The following is a 17,401-nucleotide window of genomic DNA, read 5'->3' as shown; positions in this document are numbered from 1 at the left end:
TCAACAATGGGGGGCTTTTTTTCATGATCCAACTCATCGAAACACTGATCGTCGGCTTCGTCGTCGGGCTGCTCGCGCGCGCCATCAAGCCCGGCGACGACAAGATGGGCTTCCTGACGACCATCCTGCTCGGCGTCGCGGGCTCCGTGATCGCCGGCTACCTCGGCCGTGCGGCCGGCTGGTATCAGCCCGGCCAGGGCGCGGGCTGGATCGCGTCGATCATCGGCGCGATCGTGCTGCTGTTCGCCTACGGCGCGATCCGCAAGCGCGCGACGTGATGCGCTGAAGCACGGCGCGCCTCGCGCGCATACCGCTGCAAGCCGCGGCCTTCCTGTTCGGAAGGCCGTTTTTTTTGCCTGTCTCGGCACAACGCCATCCGTCGACGCCGACCATCCGCTTAAACGCGTACGTAGTCTCCTGACTTGCCCTCGATCATTCGCATTTCTATCTTTCACTTGTGATTCGGACAAGTATGATCGAACCGTCAGCTTCACTGAATACTGCTTAAGTTTCTCCGGGAAATGTCGTTTACGCAGAGAGCACCGTGGCGTATCGGACTGCTGTTCGTCGAGAACCTTGGCCGCGCTGCGCACAATCGAAGGAGCTACACATGCTACGCCGCCCGACCCTCGCGTCTTTCGCCGTTGCCGCCACGTTGCTGAGCCTGTGCGGCGCGGCACTCGCACAAAGCGGCATGATCCGCTTCTCCGGCATGATCGTCGAACCGCCCTGCAACTTCAGCCTCGCCGCCGCGCCGGCGGATCGGCTTCAACTGCGCTCGGCGTGCCCGCGCCCCGCCTCCGGCAACGTCGCGTTCGTCGACAACGACAATCAGAAGGTCCTGCGCACCGTCCGCTTCACCGAAGCCAGCCAGCCGATCGGCGTGCCCGCGAACCAGCACGATCGCGGCCAACGCCTGATCGCGGTCGTTACCTATCAGTAATCTCGACGGCTCGGCGCCTGCTATGCACGGTGGGCGGCGAGCCACTCGCTGAGCAGCGCGACCTGGCGCGAGCGGGCGGCGCTGTCCGGATAGACGAAGTAATAGCGCGCGCCCGTGCGCAGTTCGATGTCGAACGGCTTCACGAGCCTCCGAGCAATGACGTCGTCGTCGCTCAGCGTGACGTCGCTGATCGCCACGCCGAAACCCTGCAGGGCGGCTTGGGTGGCCAGGTCCAGCGTTTCGAAACTGGGCCCGTGAGCGGGATCGACGTTCGTCACGGCGGCGTGGTCGAGCCACATGCGCCAGTCGCGGTGGTCTCGGGTTGGGTGAAGCAGCGTGTGTTGCGCGAGGTCGGCCGGGCCGACGAGCGGCTTTTCGGCGAGCAGTTCGGGCGTGCAGACGGGTGTCAGGCGCTCGTCGAACAGCGGCACCGCGCGCACGCCGGCGCCGGGCGACACGCCATAGACGATCGCCGCGTCGAACGGCTCGCGCTGGAAGTCGACTTCGTGCTGCCAGCTGGTGGTCATCTGCACCTGCGGATCGGGATGCTCGCCCTGGAAGCGCGTCATGCGCGGCAGGATCCAGCGCATCACGCAGGTTGGCACCTTCAGCGCCAGGCCCGCGTGTTGACGCGTGAGCCGCAGGGAAATCTCCTCGATGCGCGCGAAGCTGTCGGCGACGACCGGCAGCAGTTGCTCCCCTTCCGCCGTCAACGTCAGGCCCTTCGCCTGGCGGCGGAACAGCGGGAAACCGTAATGCGCCTCCAATGACTGGATCTGCCGACTGACCGCGCCCTGTGTGAGGCACAGGGCATCGGCCGCGCGCGTGAAGCTGCGGTGGCGCGCCGCCGCAACGAAGATTTGCAGGGCGTTCAGCGGAGGAAGACGACGCATGGCGGCAAGCGGAAAACGTGAAGCGGGACGCGTGCGGGTGGGCGCGCTTGGATCGTCACGATAAGCGAAACGAAAAGATTGCGCGAGCCGGCGTGTGCCGCGGCGTCTAGCTTTGGCTTTGCTTGCCCGGCAGGTACGGCATCGGGTCGACCGGGCGGCCGTCGCGACGGACTTCGAACAGCACCGCGACCTGACCGTTGTCGACGTCGCCCATTTCGGCGATCGCGTCGCCCTGGCGCACGACGTCGCCGGTTTTTACGAGCAGCTTGCGGCTGTGCGCGTAGGCCGTGAGGAAATCCGCGTTGTGTTGAACCAGGATCAACGTGCCGTAGCCGTTCAGGCCCACGCCCGCGTACATCACCCGGCCGGCCGCCGCCGCACGGATCGGATCGCCGGGGCGGCCGGAGATCTGGATGCCGCGATTGCGGCCCGGTGTGAAACCTTCGATGACCGAACCCTGCGCCGGCCACGCGAGTGCGACGCGCTGGGCGTGACGGGTGGCATCTTGCGCGATGCGGCGCGCGGCGCCGCGCTCGACGGGGACGGCGGTGGCGGTGGCGGTGGCGGTGGCGGTGGCGGTGGCGGGTGTAGTTGTCGGGGCGGCTGCGGGGGTGGCTTGCGCGGTTTGCTGGACTTGGACGCGCGGGACGATCCTGAGTACCTGCCCTGCCGCGAGCCGGCTGCGACGGCCGAGCCGGTTCCATGCGCGAAGGTCTTGAACGCTGCAGTTGTTGGCTTTCGCGATCGTCGTCAGCGTGTCGCCGCGCTTGATCACATAGCGGATCGGCGCGGGTTTGGCCGCTGCTGCGACGCCGGCGGCCGAGGCGGCGTCCGGCGCAGCCGCCGAGGCGGGCTGCGCCGCCGACGCACTCGCCTCGTCGGGCGGCGTCGTGGTCTGCGGCCCCGCGCAACCCGCGAGGACAAACGCAACCGCCATGCCCGGCAGCCATGCCGCGCGCTTCGTCATTCCGCCTTTCTTCATGCTCGATCCAACTCCCCGCGTGCAACCCGCCAAGCATCTCAAAATTAGGCCGGCCCGCCTGTAACCGGATGAAAGCATTGGTGACAAGCCCCCTCCGGAGCGCGCCCCGTGGATGTAAGTACGGCCCGGGAAGGGAAAACTTTAGGCCGGGGCGGTCAGTTTTGCCGGTTTGCGTGGGGTTGGGTTGATGGAAGTGGTAAGAATCGGGGCGATGCGTCGAACAGGGTGATGACTGTGATCAAAAGCTCAACTAACACGCACTCATGATTCGACACGAGCGAATAGGCGGCCGCCGTTCAATCAGGGAAGCCTACTTAGCTCCAACGCTCGAAGCATTTCTGCGTGACGGTAGCCATCGAGCCGTGTGAAACTGAGATTGTTTTCCCCGAAGGCTGTCCCGATTGAGTCTCAATCCGATAAATTCCGATTGTTCAACGACGACTTCATCAAAATGGCTAATAACAGACCACGAAAGCGAAAAACAAATCCCCCTCGCAGAACGAAACTCACAAAAGAAAGCGCGATCGCACTGATACTCGCCGCGATTAGCGCGGCGTGCTCTTTATCTCAGGCCGGAGCAGACCCCAATGTCCATACCATGATCCGGCACGCGGCCAATGCACTTGGCATTGGCTTTCAAAAATCTGCAGCGATCATCGGGAACGACATGATGGGACGAGGGCTCCCGGAGGATCAAGTCGTCGTGGAAATCTGCATGCGCCTGCCCATCATTCTCGACGCAATCAAGGAACTGAGCCACGAGAACGCGCAGGCCTCCATGAGATACGTGATGGCGCACGGAAACGAAACGCGAAATGCTGCGCTACGCCGCTTACAGGAAATAACGATCGAGCGATTACGGGAAAATCGGGATCTAGCAGGGGTGGTGATCGCTGTCCTGGAGCAACACGCACTCGCCCCGGAAGCTCAAGGTTGAGCCGGAGTTCCACCACGCTGAACCAGCGCTTGCGACGCCAGCCACATTCAGCGGCAAAGAAACAGCCGAACATCGAGGCACCCATGTCGGCTGTTTCCAGCTTCGCAAACGCTCCAGCGAGCACTTGAAAAGGTATCTCCCGCCCTCTCCAGCCTGCTCACTCACCCCAATCGAACTTGCGCCCGACGACGGAAAGGTCACGCTGCGCTGGAACATGTGGTCCAACATGCCGCCCAAGCTGCGCGCATTTTTCGATCGATTCGTCGCGACGGCGCGGGAAGCGATTCGGTAGCGGAGACGTACGAGCATGCGGGCGCGATCACCGTTAATCGGGCCGCCTGCAGTGCAACGGACGACGCGACGCCTGCGCGGGCTTTGCACACAGCCCCACCGCGACAGCTGACGACGTGGTTCGTCGACAAGCCCCGGCGGCCGCCACCAATCGTGCGGTCAGCGTGGCGTGTGGCAATTCCGGCGATCGACGCGAACCCGTTGGAGAGGCAGCAGCTACCGCGACGGTGGAGATTGATCCAGTTATCGGCATTGACACCGCTCTCGAACATCCTGATGGCTTGGCACCGCACGTGCCGTCGTCAGACCGTTCATTCACGGTTTCGATTCGTCGCTCGATAGGTTCCACATTCCCAGCTTACCGAGCTTCGACGCCAATTGCAGGCGAGCCGAACGCCAATCGGTCAGCGCTTGAATCCGCTGCCGCTTCGCGCTGGCCATTGACGACTGCGCGTTGAGCAATTCCAAAATCTGACCGATCCCAGTCCGATAACGGCGCTCTGCTGCGTCATAAGATCGTTGCGCCAGCGTGAGTAGCCTCTCACTGTTGTCGAGATTTTTCGTGGTGCTTTGCAGCGTCTGGTAGCTGGTCCAGACATCAAGTCCCACCTGTTGCCGAATTTCATCCAGTATGCTCCGCTGCAGTTCAATCTGAGCTTCGGCCTGCCGGACCTGATAAGTCCGCATGAAACCCTCGAAAATCGGGATCGTCACCTGAAAGCCGAGATACCACTCTCGATGCGTCGCGGGGAACACGGGGTATCCCAGTTGCAGGCTGGTTGGCTGGTTGTTGTAGTTATATTGAACGACGAGGCTCAAACGCGGCAGGCCTTCGGCCCGGGTCTGGGCCGCCTTGGCCTGCGCAGCAGCGACCTGCGCCTGCGCCGCCACGACGCCGGGATAGGTGCGTTTCGCCTCGTCGATCAAGGCCACTACCGAATCGCTGAACTCCGGCGTCGGCGTAACGCCATCACCAACATCCGGCAGCACGATCGCGATCGTCGGCGCCAGATTCATATCCGACGCCAGCGTACCCATCGCGCCCAGCCATTCGCCCTCCACCTTCGTGCGGCTCACGGTCGCCTCGGCATACGAAGTCTGCGCCTGAAGTTGATCGCTGATTGCTGCCACACCGCGGTCGACTCGTCGAGTCGCCGCATCAGCACTCGTACGTGCGGTCCGCTCGATTTCACGCGCGGCCGCGAGTGCGCCTTGGGCGGCTTGGGCTGCATAGAAGTCCTTCGCGACCGACGCGAAAACCGTTTCGAGGACGGCTTGCTGGTTCGCCTGTGCTGCCGCCAGCAATTCGGCGGCGTTGCGCAACGCCGCCGAGCGCCCGCCGAAATCGTAGAGCACCCAGCTGAGCGAAACGCTGGCATTCTGCAGGTTGGCCTGATAGTTCGAATCGTATTGTGGATAGCCCGTGATGTGATTCGTCGCGTTGTCGCGCGTACCTTGCCAGCTGCCGTTCACGGTAGGCAGGAACGCGGCCCGGCCCAAGCCGACCGCCGCCGCCTGAATTTTCACGTTCGCCCATGCTTGCCGCGTTTTCGGATGATTGCAAAGTGCCCGCTCGACGGCATCCTGCAAACGCAGCGGCGTTGGCAGATCAGTGAACGTGCACAGCTTCGCGGAAGCGGCCAGCATGTCGACAGCCGCGGTTGCCGGAACCGCGCCGTTTGTCAGCAGCGGGTCCAATGCCCATGCGCCCGTGGAAGCCAGGCCAACAAGCGCCAGCACGCATCTTGTCCACCACACGCCGACATGTTCATCGATGGACTTAACGCTCACGCAAACTCTCCTGCCCCGTCTGGATGACGGGATCCAGGAAGTAGTGTGCGACGCTGCGCTTTCCGGTCTTGACTTCGGCGGTGACCGTCATCCCCGGCGTGAGGTTGATCCAGGTATCGTTTGCTCGGATCCGATTGGTCTCCAGCCGAATCCGCGTGACGAAGGTCAGCCCGCGCTTACTTTCCTGCACGGCATCGTTCGACACGGTCTCGACCGTACCTTTCAGATAGCCATAGCGGGTGTACGGAAACGCCTCGATCTTGACGATCGCCAGCTGCCCGACCTTCACGAAGCCGATATCCTTGTTCTCGATATTGGCCGCGACTTCAAGCACGTCATCCGGCACGATCTCCATGACTGGATTGGCCGCCGTCGCGACACCGCCGAGGGTGTGAACCCGCAACTGCTGGACGGTCCCGTCAACCGGCGCGGTCAGACTGAGCAGCTTCTGCCGCGTATCGGCCTTGGTTTCGTCGTTTCGACTTTGCGCCAATTGCTGCGTGGCCTTGTCCAGCAGATCAAGCTGCGCGCGCCTGAAATCCGATGTGACCGAGGCGATTTCTGCACGCTGCTGCGCAATACCAGCCGTCAGTTCCCGGGCATGGCTGCGCTGGGCAGCGAGTTCGTGTTCCTGGCCCAATGCGGTTTGCTCCTTATCGAGATACTCCGTCCGCGCGACATATTTGTCCGATGCCAACGCGCGATAATCATCCGCTTGCTGGCGTGCCAAAGGCGCGGTCGCGACCAATTTGGCAATCTGCTGTTGCGTTGTGCCGAATTCGGCCTCGCGTTTCATCAGTTCTGCCCGAGCACTATTCAGCTTGTCGCGATATTCGTTATAGAAACCCTCTGCGAAATGCTGGGCCTCCGATTGCTGCTGTTCGCTGGCACCCTCCACCAGGCCGAGCGTCGGCGCCTGTGCGTGGACCTGTGCCAATAGCAGCGCGCGCGACCGCTCCGCTGTTAGCGCGGCATCGATCCGGCTTAGCCGTGCCTTGTCGGAATCCGCCGCCGCCTGGGTCGTATCAAGCTCCATCAGCAATTGCCCGGCCTCGACCCGTTGTCCGTCACGGACCATGATCTGACGGACAACGCCCGTCAACGCCGGTTGAATGGTCTTGACCTCCTCGCGGGGAATCAGCTTGCCCGGCGCGGTGGCGACAATATCGAGTTTCCCGAAAAACGCGATCAATACCACCACCGCACTGAGCGCCACGAAGACGCGCATCGTCCAGAGTGGCAGCGGGTGAACCGGTGTTTCGACCAGCTCGAGACTGGCGGGCAGGAAGGCGCGCTCGTGTTCGAGGCGTGGTTGGGTGTCGAGCTCGCGGCGAATCAGCCACGATTCTCGGAAAACCGCGACGTAGCGGCCCAGCAGCGTGCTGACCCCTGGGAGTATTGATTTCATGGACAGCAACCGGAAGAAGAGGAAGAGTCAGGCGTTCTGGAGCGATACCAGATGTGCGTAGTACCCTTGTTGCGCCAACAGGCTGTCGTGCGTGCCGCGCTCCACAATGCGGCCCTTGTCCATCGCGACGATGTGATTGGCGTGCCGTACGGAACTGAGACGGTGGGCGATGATGATCACTGTCCGGCCGTTACACATCGCCCGCATGTTCCTCTGGATGATGTGTTCGGTTTCGAAGTCCAGCGCGCTAGTCGCCTCATCGAAAATCAAGATGCGCGGATTGGTGACGAGTGCGCGGGCAATCGCGAGCCGTTGGCGCTGGCCGCCAGACAGATTCGAACCATGTTCGCCGATGATCGTGTCATAACCTTCTGGCATCTCGGAAATGAAATCGTGCGCGCCAGCGAGCTGCGCTGCGTGCATGACGACGTCGAGGGCAATACCCGGATCCGTGACGGCGATGTTCTCGCGAATCGACCGATTGAACAGCTGGTTCTCCTGCAACACGACGCCGATCTGCCTGCGCAACCAGGCAGGATCGGCAAGTGCGAGATCGATGCCGTCGACCCGCACGCGTCCCTGTTCGGGTAAGTAGAGCCGCTGTGCCAGTTTGGTCAGCGTGCTCTTGCCGGAGCCGGATCGTCCGACGATGCCAACGATTTCACCCGCAGAAATGTCGAGTGAAATGTCATTGAGGATAGTCGGACCATCGGGGCGATAACGAAATCGGATGTTCTGGAAACTGATGTCGCCTCGAACCGTGGGCAGGGCCTGGCGACTTTGAGGCAGTTCGGTCCGGGTATTGAGAATATCTCCCAGCCGCCCCATCGAAATACCCACCTGCTGGAAATCCTGCCAGAGCTGGGCGAGCCGCAGCACGGGCACCGCGACGTGCTGCGACATCATGTTGAAGGCAACGAGCTGACCGACCGACAATTTGCCTTCGATCACAAAGCGCGCACCGAGATAAAGCGTCACCAGCGTAACAAGCTTTCCGACGAGTTGGATCAGCTGCTGGCCGACGTTGCCAAGCGCACTGACACGAAACCCCGCCGACACATAGCCGGCAAGTTGATTGTCCCAGCGCCGTGTGAATTGCGGCTCGACAGCCATCGACTTCACGGTTTCGACACTTGACACGGTTTCCACCAGAAAGGACTGATTGTCGGCGGTCCGGGCGAACTTCTCGTTCAGCCTGGTGCGCAGAATCGGCGTGATCGTCATGGAAATCGCTGCATACACCGGCAATGAAATGACTACGACCAGCGTCAACCACACGCTGTACAGGCACATGACCCCGAGGAAGATGATCGAGAAGAATAGATCGATTACGGCAGTGACTGCCTGTCCCGTCAGGAAGCTGCGGATGTTCTCCAGTTCCCTGACCCGGGCGACCGTATCCCCGACGCGGCGCACACCGAAGTAGGCAAGTGGCAGCGTCAGCAGATGCCTGAACAGCTTCGCGCCAAGTTCGACGTCGATGCGGCTCGCGGTGTGTGCGAACACATAATTGCGTACGCCCGACAGCACCACCTCAAAGATCGCGCTTACCAGTAAGGCAATGCAGACGACATTGAGGGTAGTGAAGGCACGGTTGACTAATACCTTGTCCATCACGACCTGGAACATCAGCGGCGAGACCAGGCCAAACAATTGCAGCACGGCCGAGACCAGCAGAACTTCCAGCAGGAGCTTCCGGTACTTGACGACAGCTGGGACGAACCATGAGAAGTCGAAATGCGCCAACGCCCCGGTAAGCGATGCCCTCGACGCAAACAGCAGCATCTGGCCGCCGGATCGGGAGATCACTGAGGCGGGCTCGCAAATTGATGGCCCGGACGCCCCGGCATCGAGAACCAGCGCTTTATTCTCATCGCATTTTGCGAGAATAAAATGTTTGCCGCGCTCGTCGATCACCAGGGCAGGCAACGGGGTCTTGGGCAACCGACTTTCAGTGATCCGAACCTGGCGGATCTTGAGACCAAGGCTGCGTGCCGCTAATAGGAGATCGCTGACTGAAAGCTGATCGCCCGTTGATCCCGAGGCATGCCTTATTTGCGCGGCGTTTGCCGCGATACCGTGAAACTGTGCAATCAATACAAGCGCCGACAGGCCGGGATCGTCCGGCGGCTGCGGCAATTCTTGCTGAGGAGCATACATGCGTGGAAATCGCGTCAGCGTTTCAGGAGGACAATACCTCCCCTGCCGATACAGGGGAGGCTGCATAACTACCGGACCGGCTTAGCGGCCAACTGCCAATTGCAGCGTTGCGTGCGAATCATTTATCGCACTCAGGTGGCTGACAACTGCAGCTTGAGGCTCGAAAGCTCCCATCGCGCTGATCAGGTTGCTGAGCGTCCGGGCGGCCAATGTCTGGCCAGCACTGACGTCAGGGAGATTGGCGGGCGACATTCCCATCTGGTAAGTGTCACCCGTGATGATCTTGCCGCCGCTCCATTCGGCATAGGTGTAGGTTCCATCACCCTTGGGCGTGCTGTGTTCTGTCGGGTTCACTTCGTTTGGCAACCCGAACCCGAGATGGTTGTAGCGTAACGTCTCCCCCAGGTCGGTGGCGATGAGATCCTCTTTGGCCACCGCGTATTTTTCGGCATCATTGTCGTACTGCGCATTAAGGGTCCCACTATGCGTTGCCAGATCGGGATCCGTCGAATGCGCACCTTCATGAGCCAGACCGAGCGCTGCGGATTGGACGCCCACGGCCTGTCCTGTTGCGTTATCTTGGACCGTCAGTGCCGAGTGGGGATCCCAGGCAATAGTATTGCTGTCAGGGGAATAATGATCGTCGCCGTTGTGAATAATCTCGATTGCCACCTTGTTGGCCTTCATACCCTGAATGATTTTTAGGGCATTCGCACTGGTTTCGAGATAAGCGAGACTGGTATTTAGATCAGCAATGTCTTGGGCTGTAGCGCCCTTCACCACGAAATCATCAGCAGTGATAGCCGTTGCTGCTGTGTTCGCTACTCGCTCGAGGTTGATTGGATTCGCCTTCGGAAAAATTCCCTCTGACACTTTCGGAGGAAAACCTGATCTCCCATGGCTCTTGAGGAAATCTTCCAGAGAGAAAGCAGTCGCTTCGAAATCTTTGGTCGTCAACAAGGCAATGCTCCTTCGACATAAACTGGCCAAAGTTCATGTTGGCCAAAAAAATCACTCGATTCACTTGAGATCGAGTGACGCCAGTTGAGTGCACAGCCTTTCTTGCGCACTCAAATTTGCATACTCGCAAATCAAATAATCTGATTTAATTCATATGATTGAGATTATTCATCCACCCAAGACTGAAGTGCGCGCGGAATCGAACTTCTTGCCGTAATCGGCCTTCCATTAAACGACCCTTGCACCGTCGAAGCGCCTTCATATTTTTTTGAAAAAAGAAACTTATAAATTTCACCATCTTTTGAAAATAAATAAATCCCCTCTCTCGGCTCAAAATCATTACTCGAAATATCGGATGCAGCGACACCGGAACCAACGCGATCATGAACATCGGACTCCTCAATGATTTTTATAAGACCAGAAATTCGATCGCGATCTTCCGTGCCATACAATTTACCTACTTCCTGCATTTTTTCTTCGCTTATACGCACCCGAAAATTCAAACTCGGATCAACGATAATCACTTTCGCAGAATTTATTTGCTGCTGATTTTTTAAAAATGAAGTAAATTTAGCCATCACGTCGCTCGGCGGCAGCATAGCAAAACCCAAAAATAGAAAATATTTAACCAAATAAAAATACCGACGATGAATTCGACCTTTAAACATTCAACCCCCATCTCTACGGTCAATATATTTTTGCAGACGGCGCACTCGCTCCAAAATTAACACTGACGAAATACGCCCACCGCCGGATGGCAGTGTTATATCAATCCGGACACGTGGCGGTGACGTTTTCGCGCAACGACTGGGACGATGCCTCTGATTCATAGACCGTGTTTCGCTTGCCACTGCGCGCCCTGCAGGGTTTTGCGCAAAGTTTGCACGACCTGGCCTTCGCCACCTTGCCGATACCGAACTACGCAACGCCGACTCGCCGCGCACAAACGCTTGATGTACAACTGCCGATCGTTCGCGACGGCGACCCAATTCATTTGGAGGTCGACACGGCGAAGGCGAATGAGGTCCGCCAGTATGGCTATTCGAAACGCTGCACGTGGCGCGAGGTGTATCTCGCGCTCGACACACGCACCCGTCAGGTGCAGGCCGCGCTGATGACGCATCATGACGTTGCTGACGGCAATGTCTTGGCCAATCGATCGACTGGATTCCGGCCGACGAACGATTTGATAGCGCACGAGGCGATGGTGCGTACGACTCGAAGCCGTGCCATGCCGCGCGAGGGCGCCGGTCACTGGAAGGCGACCGTGTCGGGCGCCGCAAGGTGCAACGGAGCGAGCGACGCGATCGTACGGCTCGGCCGCCGGGAATGGAAGAAGGGCTGCGGCGGCTATTACTGTCGTTCGTTGGCCGAGAATGCGATGCCTCGGCTCAAAACGTTCACGGGTTTTTATCTGTAGGCACGCCGAACCGACTCGCAGGCGGCCGACGTCGCGATCCGCGTGGGCGTACTCAATCGCATGACTGAGCTCGCCCGCCTGCACTCCGTACGCATCACATGAAATCATGAACAAAGGCTCCACCTCGTCATCACGAAGGATTTATGCAACAACGCCGATGTATGGCAGAAGCAGCTATGCACGTGTGATAGTAGTTCTCAATAAATTATTGATCCGCAATTTAATTGTGCAGAAATGTATAAATTTCCAGTACATTAATATACAAATTAAAGAAAATTATGATCGCCACTGATACGGAATATAAAACACGCCGCCTTTATTTTTTGATGCCGATCTTCGATCATCGAGCAGAAGATGCATCCTTTTCAAGGAGTCGACGCTGCCGCGCGGCCTAGTGACGCTGCACATCGAGCCGAAGCGGCCGGGCCCGTGCGCTAGAGCGCGTCAAGCGCAAAGTGCTGGTCGGCTACGTGCGCACGCCGGCGCGCGAGGACCCAGCGCCGACGCATTCGACCGGGTCGTTGATGACTTGATGGTTGCGATCGCGTTGATCGCGGAACAATAGCGTTGCGTTTCAGAAAGTGACGCCTGGGCAAACATCGGTGGCGTGCGTTGGATTTGGTAGCGGGTGCGTCTTATAGTTTGCATCGCGCCTACTCATATCTTCTGGCGGAGGGCGGTGAGCTCCAACTCCGCGCTCTGGATGAAGGTGTTCAACGAACTTAAAACACGCGGCGTCCACGATGTCCTGATCGCGGTGACCGACGGTCTCAAAGGGATGCCCGAGGCCCTGGCTGCCGTGTTCCCGGCGACCACGCTGCAAACCTGCATCGTCCACCTGATTCGAAACAGCCTCGATTACGCAAGCTGGAAGGACCGTAAGGGGCTGGCTGCCGCGATCAAACCATCTCTGCACGGCCCCCCCAGTGCGAAAGCCGCTCAGGCCGCTTGATGCGTTTGCTGAAGGTCCCTGGGGCCAGAAATTCCGCCTGTCAGTATCGCCTGGCGCAAGGCCTGGGATCGCGGGATTCCGTTCCTTGCATTTGCGCCGGATATCCGCAAGGTTATATACACACGAATGCCATTGAGAATATCAATTCGCCACTGCGCAAGATCATCACGACGCGCGGGCACTTCCCGACCGATGACGCAGCAGCGAAGCTCATCTGGCTGGCGCTGCGCAATATCACCGATGTCGGGGCGCTGTACGTCAAGATAACCGGCCAACCGGTCCGGCCGATAAAACTGGCCGAACCGGGTGTCTGCCTTTAAAACTTCCAGTTCAGATTGCCCGTCACGGCATGATCGGATTCACGACTCGCCAGCGAACCTGCATATCCCACACTCAGCATGCCGTTCTTGCCGAGGGCCAGTCCCGCACTCACGTTCACCACCGCTGCGTCCTTCGCCACCGGTACGCCCGACACGCTAAACGGCGAGCTGCCCGCCACGAACGACAGCGTGCCTACCGGCTTCCCATCGCCCAGCGCATGCTGCCAGCCCGCCGATCCGCGCAGCGTCAGCTGGACCTTCGCGCACAGGTCCAGCTGCGTCGTCCCCCGCAACCCCAGCGTCGAGAACGTCACGTCGTTGTTGCCGCCCTGCACCTGCAGGGCCGCCGCTCCGCCGCTCTCCGTCATTCCGTGGTTGTTCAGATGCACGAATGCTACCCGCGCGAACGGCTCGACCACCGAGGCAGCCCCCACGTTCAGCCTGTACCCTGTCTCGCCGAATACCTGGGTCGTTTCGGCTTCCAGCGTCCCTGTCTCGCTCTCCGGCGCAGCGCCGTACTGCACGGCCCGGTCCACCCCGCCCCGGTGCCACGAATGGATCGCGCCGATCCGCAGGCCGAATGGCCCCGGCTGCCAGCCCGCGTACGCCCCGAGATGGAAGCTGTCGAACGAAGCCGATGCAGGCTGGTCGTCCAGACTCACCGAGTTGTGGCTATATCCTGCCAGCGCCCCCACGCGCAGGTCCTCGCGAACCGCACCGTCGACCCCGGCCAGGAAGCCCCCCGTCGAGCTCTTATAACCACTTGCGTTGCCATTGCCTCCCGTGCTGCCCCACGAGCCCAGTACCTGCGCCCATGCCCCCGTACGGCTCGCCCCGGGTACCGCATCGCGAATTACCGTCCACAGACGGTCCAGCGCTGCATCGCGCACCTTGCGGCTCTCGTTGATCAGCATCCCGTATGCCGCCGGGTAAATCTCACCCGAAAGCTGATGGAACGCCGCCTGCGGCACTGCCGCGTCCGAAGCCAGCAGCACGCTCCGGTACACCGCGTTGTTCCCGTTCACCGTCTCCAGCGCGTTTGCCACGCTGCGACCGTTGGTCGTGTCTGCCACGCTCGCAAACGGTGTCGCGTTGCGGTTCACGGAGAGATTCACGCTGTTCGGGCCATAGGTCAGCGCCGTGCCGACGAACAGGTAACGCTGCGGCATCGCGTCGAACCGGCCATCGATACCGCCGGCCGCGTTCAGGATCGTGAAGCTGCGGCCCAGCAGCGTGCCCATCTGCGACAGGCTCAGCGGCGGAGGCAGACTCTCCAGCGCTGCGTTCACCGTGCCACCCGAGAGGCGTGCGCGGCCGCCTACATCGATGCGGTCGCTGCTTCCGTTCGGCGATACTTCCACCGCATAGGTGGAACCCGGCGCAAAGCTGGCGTCATGCGCCACGTTCAGGCTGCCGATCGAGTGGCCCGGCGCTACTGTACCGCCGGCTTGCGCGCTCAGCGACTGCAGTGAACCGTTGCCGCTGACGACTCCGCCGTTGCCCACCGATACCGCACCGCTCGCTCCGTCCAGCCACGCCCGTCCGCCGTTCACGGTGACGTCCGCACTCTTGCCAGTGATCCTCGCAGTGCCCTGCGCCGTAATCGATACGTTCGCGCTCGTGCCTGAGATCGATGCCAGCCCACCGTTGACCGCGACATCGGCACTCGTGCCGTTCACAGTCAGGAGGCCGTTAGGATTGACTACCGTGCCCGAAGTGACGGACCCGTTGATTCTCAACTCTCCGCCATTGACCGTCGTCAACCCGCGATATGTATTGGCACCCGAGAGTGTCAGCAGGCCATCACCGGACTTCGTCAAACTGCCCTCGTAGGCGCGATGTTGATACGCATACTCACGGATCGTACCGACCTCGAATATGAATCGGTCGTCGGCGCTGGCATTGGCGGGGAGACCATTCTGCCAGCCCTTGTCCTTGAGCGTTTCCACCCACTGCGCGTGTTCCGCGCCATCTTCCTGCTTGCGCTGAACGAGTGCGTTGTCCGTGATGTTGTTAGACCAGGTATCGCTGACGCCCTTGTCCAGCTTTGCTTCAAAGAGGCCGGTCAACTGCCCCGGGCCTTTCATCGCAGCACGAAGATCGATATTCCCCCACCCATCGATTTCGTTCGGCTTTTGCGTGAGCACTCCGTTATGACCCGCAGTAGTCAGCAGAACGCTGAGGGCCTGCTCATTCGTCATGTAGGGAAATCGTTGCATGATGACGGCCAGGGCTCCCGATGCATGCGGTGCCGACATCGATGTGCCGTCAACTGATTCATACAGCCTCCCTTTATGCGAGCCATCAAATGGATAATTGGGATTGACTGTGCTTTTGATGCGACTCCCCGGTGCATCCACACACCAGTATTTGGCAACACCGCAGCGATTCGAATACGATGCAATCGTCGAGTCAGCCGTCTGTCCACCGGGTGACGTTGACGGAGGCGGGTCTGATGCCGCCACCGCCAGCCAGCGACCTTCCACATCGGGCCGGAAATATGGAATGCTGGCATTCATGTCCGGGTTGGCGCCAATACCTGCACTCGACGTTCCATCGCCACTGTTGCCCGCCGAAACGACCTGAATAAATCCGTGCTCCTTGACCGCTTCGGTCATGGCCTCCAGCCACGTTTTCTGTCCTGCCTGATTTTTATCCCAGAACCGACGGTATGCAGTCGTCATACTCTGGACACTGCTCATGTCGTTGTCCAAAGGATTTGCCGAATTTTGTCCCCAGGAATTATTAACCATACGGACACCTTGACTGGCAAGCGCCTGATAGGCCGCCTTGAAATAGCCATAATCAAGAAAATCTGGCCCCTGCATGGCATTGTCGTCCGTACCATTGGTATTCGCGACATATACCTGCGATCCAAAGGCGACCCCGTGCATCCCAACACCATCGCGCGTCGCGCCAATGGTACCGCTCACATGAGTTCCGTGCGTGTTGTTGACTTCATCAATGAACGTTCCAGGAACATTGAATGGTTGTCCCTTTTTAAACGCGCCAGTTATATCATCCTTGGTGTATTTCGGATCGTAGCTCAAACCATTGGCGTCATCCGATCCATCACTCAAAGACCCATTGGAAGAGTAGGTGCCGACTGTCGAAACAGGATGGAAGCGATCTGATGAAAATTCAGGGTGTTGAATATAAATCCCGGAATCCAGCACGCCAGCCTTGACGTTTCCTCCGTTATAGCCTTGGGCGTAGGCGTACTCGGCATTCATCTGATTCAATCCCCAATCGGCCTTGAATTCCGGTGTTTTCCAGCTACCCGGATCTCCGAGTCGCCCCGGATCAACGTAGCCTTGTGCGTGCGCCGCGGGAGTAATAATGGCGAACAAGGCCATCACGCCCACTGAAATCGCACGCAACCCCGAATTATTAAATGATATATTATGGTGAGCTAAGTTATTCATTTTTGATCTTTTACCCCATCATCTGTCAAGGGGAGGCTCCCCCTGTAACACCCGGCATCAAATAGCGAGGGCTGCTGAGAAGCTAAGAGATCAAAATGATGACTGGCGTCAAGAAATGTCGAGAAATGTCGCGAATCGACACAATTGGGCCTGAGCCGTTTCGACAATGGATGATCGATGGCGGTCGCAGACAACAGGCCTTGACCGAGCGGCGTTCCCTGGCAGACGATGTTTCAGATTACCGGATCGAGGCAGCATTGATCTGTGTCTTGAACATCAAGGTGATCCGCATGACCGGGCAGGTTCGCGACACGCCACGCGCAACGTGGTGGACGAATCCCGGAAAAATCAGCAACCGGTTTGGCTTTGGATAGATCGCTGCCAGAATGTCGTCCTTCTGCTCGTTAAACAGGATGGTCTCGCCACCCCAATCCGGATCCCACTCGGTGTGCGGGTAGTACACCGCCGTGCAGGCGCCTGGAGCAAGCGAGTCAGTGTGAAGTGCACCGTCGGTGCCATATGGCAAACCATTTGCATAGCAGCTATGCAGGTCATGCGCGCTCAGATACGACGTTGACAACCTCCCCCAGAACGCGTGCAACAGCGGCGCGTCACGAGCGAGTTTCTCCTCGCCTTGTTCCTCCTGCCCGGTTTGCAAGGAGCCTTTCGGGCCAACAAAATGTTGATGCCAGAATGGCTGTGCACCCTCGCCACTGCGTGAACGCCACCCGTGAGTCCATGCTCCGTTGGACAGCGTGTGGTAGATCGCTGATTGCTCTGCGCCAGGCAAAAAATTATCGACAACCGTGATGTCCTGCCATAACCGGGCTGTATTGTCTGATGTTGCTTCTTTCATTTTTCTTCCCGTGGTGGGTCAATGTGGAGACAAGCGACGCTCGATACTCGCACAATCGATATC

Annotated in this window: 12 protein-coding genes and 2 pseudogenes; 5 read left to right on the top strand and 9 right to left on the bottom strand. The window is 59.4% G+C overall.

Annotation, left to right across the window (positions count from 1 at the left end; genetic code table 11):
- Positions 1-23 precede the first annotated feature (23 nt).
- The gene (locus AC1RQF_RS00250; protein WP_492870963.1) at positions 24-278 is read left to right on the top strand and encodes a GlsB/YeaQ/YmgE family stress response membrane protein; all 255 of its coding nucleotides are present in this window, start codon (positions 24-26) and stop codon (positions 276-278) included.
- A gap of 332 nt (positions 279-610) precedes the next feature.
- A complete protein-coding gene (locus tag AC1RQF_RS00245) occupies positions 611-943 on the top strand; it encodes a type 1 fimbrial protein (RefSeq protein WP_273995765.1) in 333 nt (110 codons plus the stop codon).
- Between the two features lie 20 nt (positions 944-963).
- Here the strand turns inward: AC1RQF_RS00245 and AC1RQF_RS00240 are convergent, their stop codons facing one another.
- The gene (locus tag AC1RQF_RS00240; protein ID WP_273995764.1) at positions 964-1,836 is read right to left on the bottom strand and encodes a LysR substrate-binding domain-containing protein; all 873 of its coding nucleotides are present in this window, start codon (positions 1,834-1,836) and stop codon (positions 964-966) included.
- Between the two features lie 106 nt (positions 1,837-1,942).
- Positions 1,943-2,818, bottom strand: coding sequence for a peptidoglycan DD-metalloendopeptidase family protein (locus AC1RQF_RS00235; RefSeq protein WP_492871137.1), 876 nt, complete (start codon positions 2,816-2,818; stop codon positions 1,943-1,945).
- A 364-nt stretch (positions 2,819-3,182) separates the two neighbouring features.
- Here AC1RQF_RS00235 and AC1RQF_RS00230 point away from each other — a divergent pair, with 364 nt between their 5' ends.
- Positions 3,183-3,755 (top strand): hypothetical protein, encoded by a 573-nt coding sequence (locus AC1RQF_RS00230; protein WP_273995762.1) that lies wholly within the window; start codon positions 3,183-3,185, stop codon positions 3,753-3,755.
- A gap of 606 nt (positions 3,756-4,361) precedes the next feature.
- Here the strand turns inward: AC1RQF_RS00230 and AC1RQF_RS00225 are convergent.
- From AC1RQF_RS00225 to AC1RQF_RS00205, 5 genes are all read right to left on the bottom strand, one after another.
- Complete coding sequence (locus AC1RQF_RS00225; protein ID WP_273995761.1) at positions 4,362-5,837, bottom strand: TolC family protein; 1,476 nt, start codon at positions 5,835-5,837, stop codon at positions 4,362-4,364.
- Positions 5,827-7,245, bottom strand: coding sequence for an HlyD family type I secretion periplasmic adaptor subunit (locus tag AC1RQF_RS00220; RefSeq protein WP_273995759.1), 1,419 nt, complete (start codon positions 7,243-7,245; stop codon positions 5,827-5,829). Before AC1RQF_RS00220 ends, AC1RQF_RS00225 begins: the two co-directional genes overlap by 11 nt.
- A 27-nt stretch (positions 7,246-7,272) precedes the next feature.
- On the bottom strand, positions 7,273-9,405 hold the full coding sequence (locus tag AC1RQF_RS00215) for a type I secretion system permease/ATPase (protein WP_273995757.1): 2,133 nt from the start codon (positions 9,403-9,405) through the stop codon (positions 7,273-7,275).
- 81 nt (positions 9,406-9,486) lie between these two features.
- The gene (locus tag AC1RQF_RS00210; protein ID WP_273995755.1) at positions 9,487-10,365 is read right to left on the bottom strand and encodes a hypothetical protein; all 879 of its coding nucleotides are present in this window, start codon (positions 10,363-10,365) and stop codon (positions 9,487-9,489) included.
- 164 nt (positions 10,366-10,529) lie between these two features.
- Positions 10,530-10,943, bottom strand: a complete 414-nt coding sequence (locus tag AC1RQF_RS00205; protein WP_273995754.1) for a hypothetical protein — start codon at positions 10,941-10,943, stop codon at positions 10,530-10,532.
- Between the two features lie 254 nt (positions 10,944-11,197).
- On the opposite strand from AC1RQF_RS00205, the pseudogene AC1RQF_RS00200 reads away from it, so the two are divergent.
- A pseudogene (locus AC1RQF_RS00200) lies at positions 11,198-11,887 on the top strand (transposase); the annotation flags it as partial.
- A 595-nt stretch (positions 11,888-12,482) separates the two neighbouring features.
- Positions 12,483-13,057: pseudogene (locus AC1RQF_RS00195) on the top strand (IS256 family transposase); the annotation flags it as partial.
- Here the strand turns inward: AC1RQF_RS00195 and AC1RQF_RS00190 are convergent.
- Together AC1RQF_RS00190 and AC1RQF_RS00185 are read right to left on the bottom strand one after the other, a co-directional pair.
- Positions 13,054-16,482 (bottom strand): autotransporter domain-containing protein, encoded by a 3,429-nt coding sequence (locus AC1RQF_RS00190; RefSeq protein ID WP_492870962.1) that lies wholly within the window; start codon positions 16,480-16,482, stop codon positions 13,054-13,056. The pseudogene AC1RQF_RS00195 and the gene AC1RQF_RS00190 overlap by 4 nt on opposite strands.
- A gap of 238 nt (positions 16,483-16,720) precedes the next feature.
- A complete protein-coding gene (locus tag AC1RQF_RS00185; protein ID WP_492870961.1) occupies positions 16,721-17,338 on the bottom strand; it encodes a 2OG-Fe(II) oxygenase in 618 nt (205 codons plus the stop codon).
- Between the last annotated feature and the right edge of the window lie 63 nt (positions 17,339-17,401).

The sequence above is a fragment of the Burkholderia sp. GW821-FHT14F03 genome, from assembly GCF_058803765.1.
This window is presented reverse-complemented; position numbering and strand designations above follow the sequence as displayed.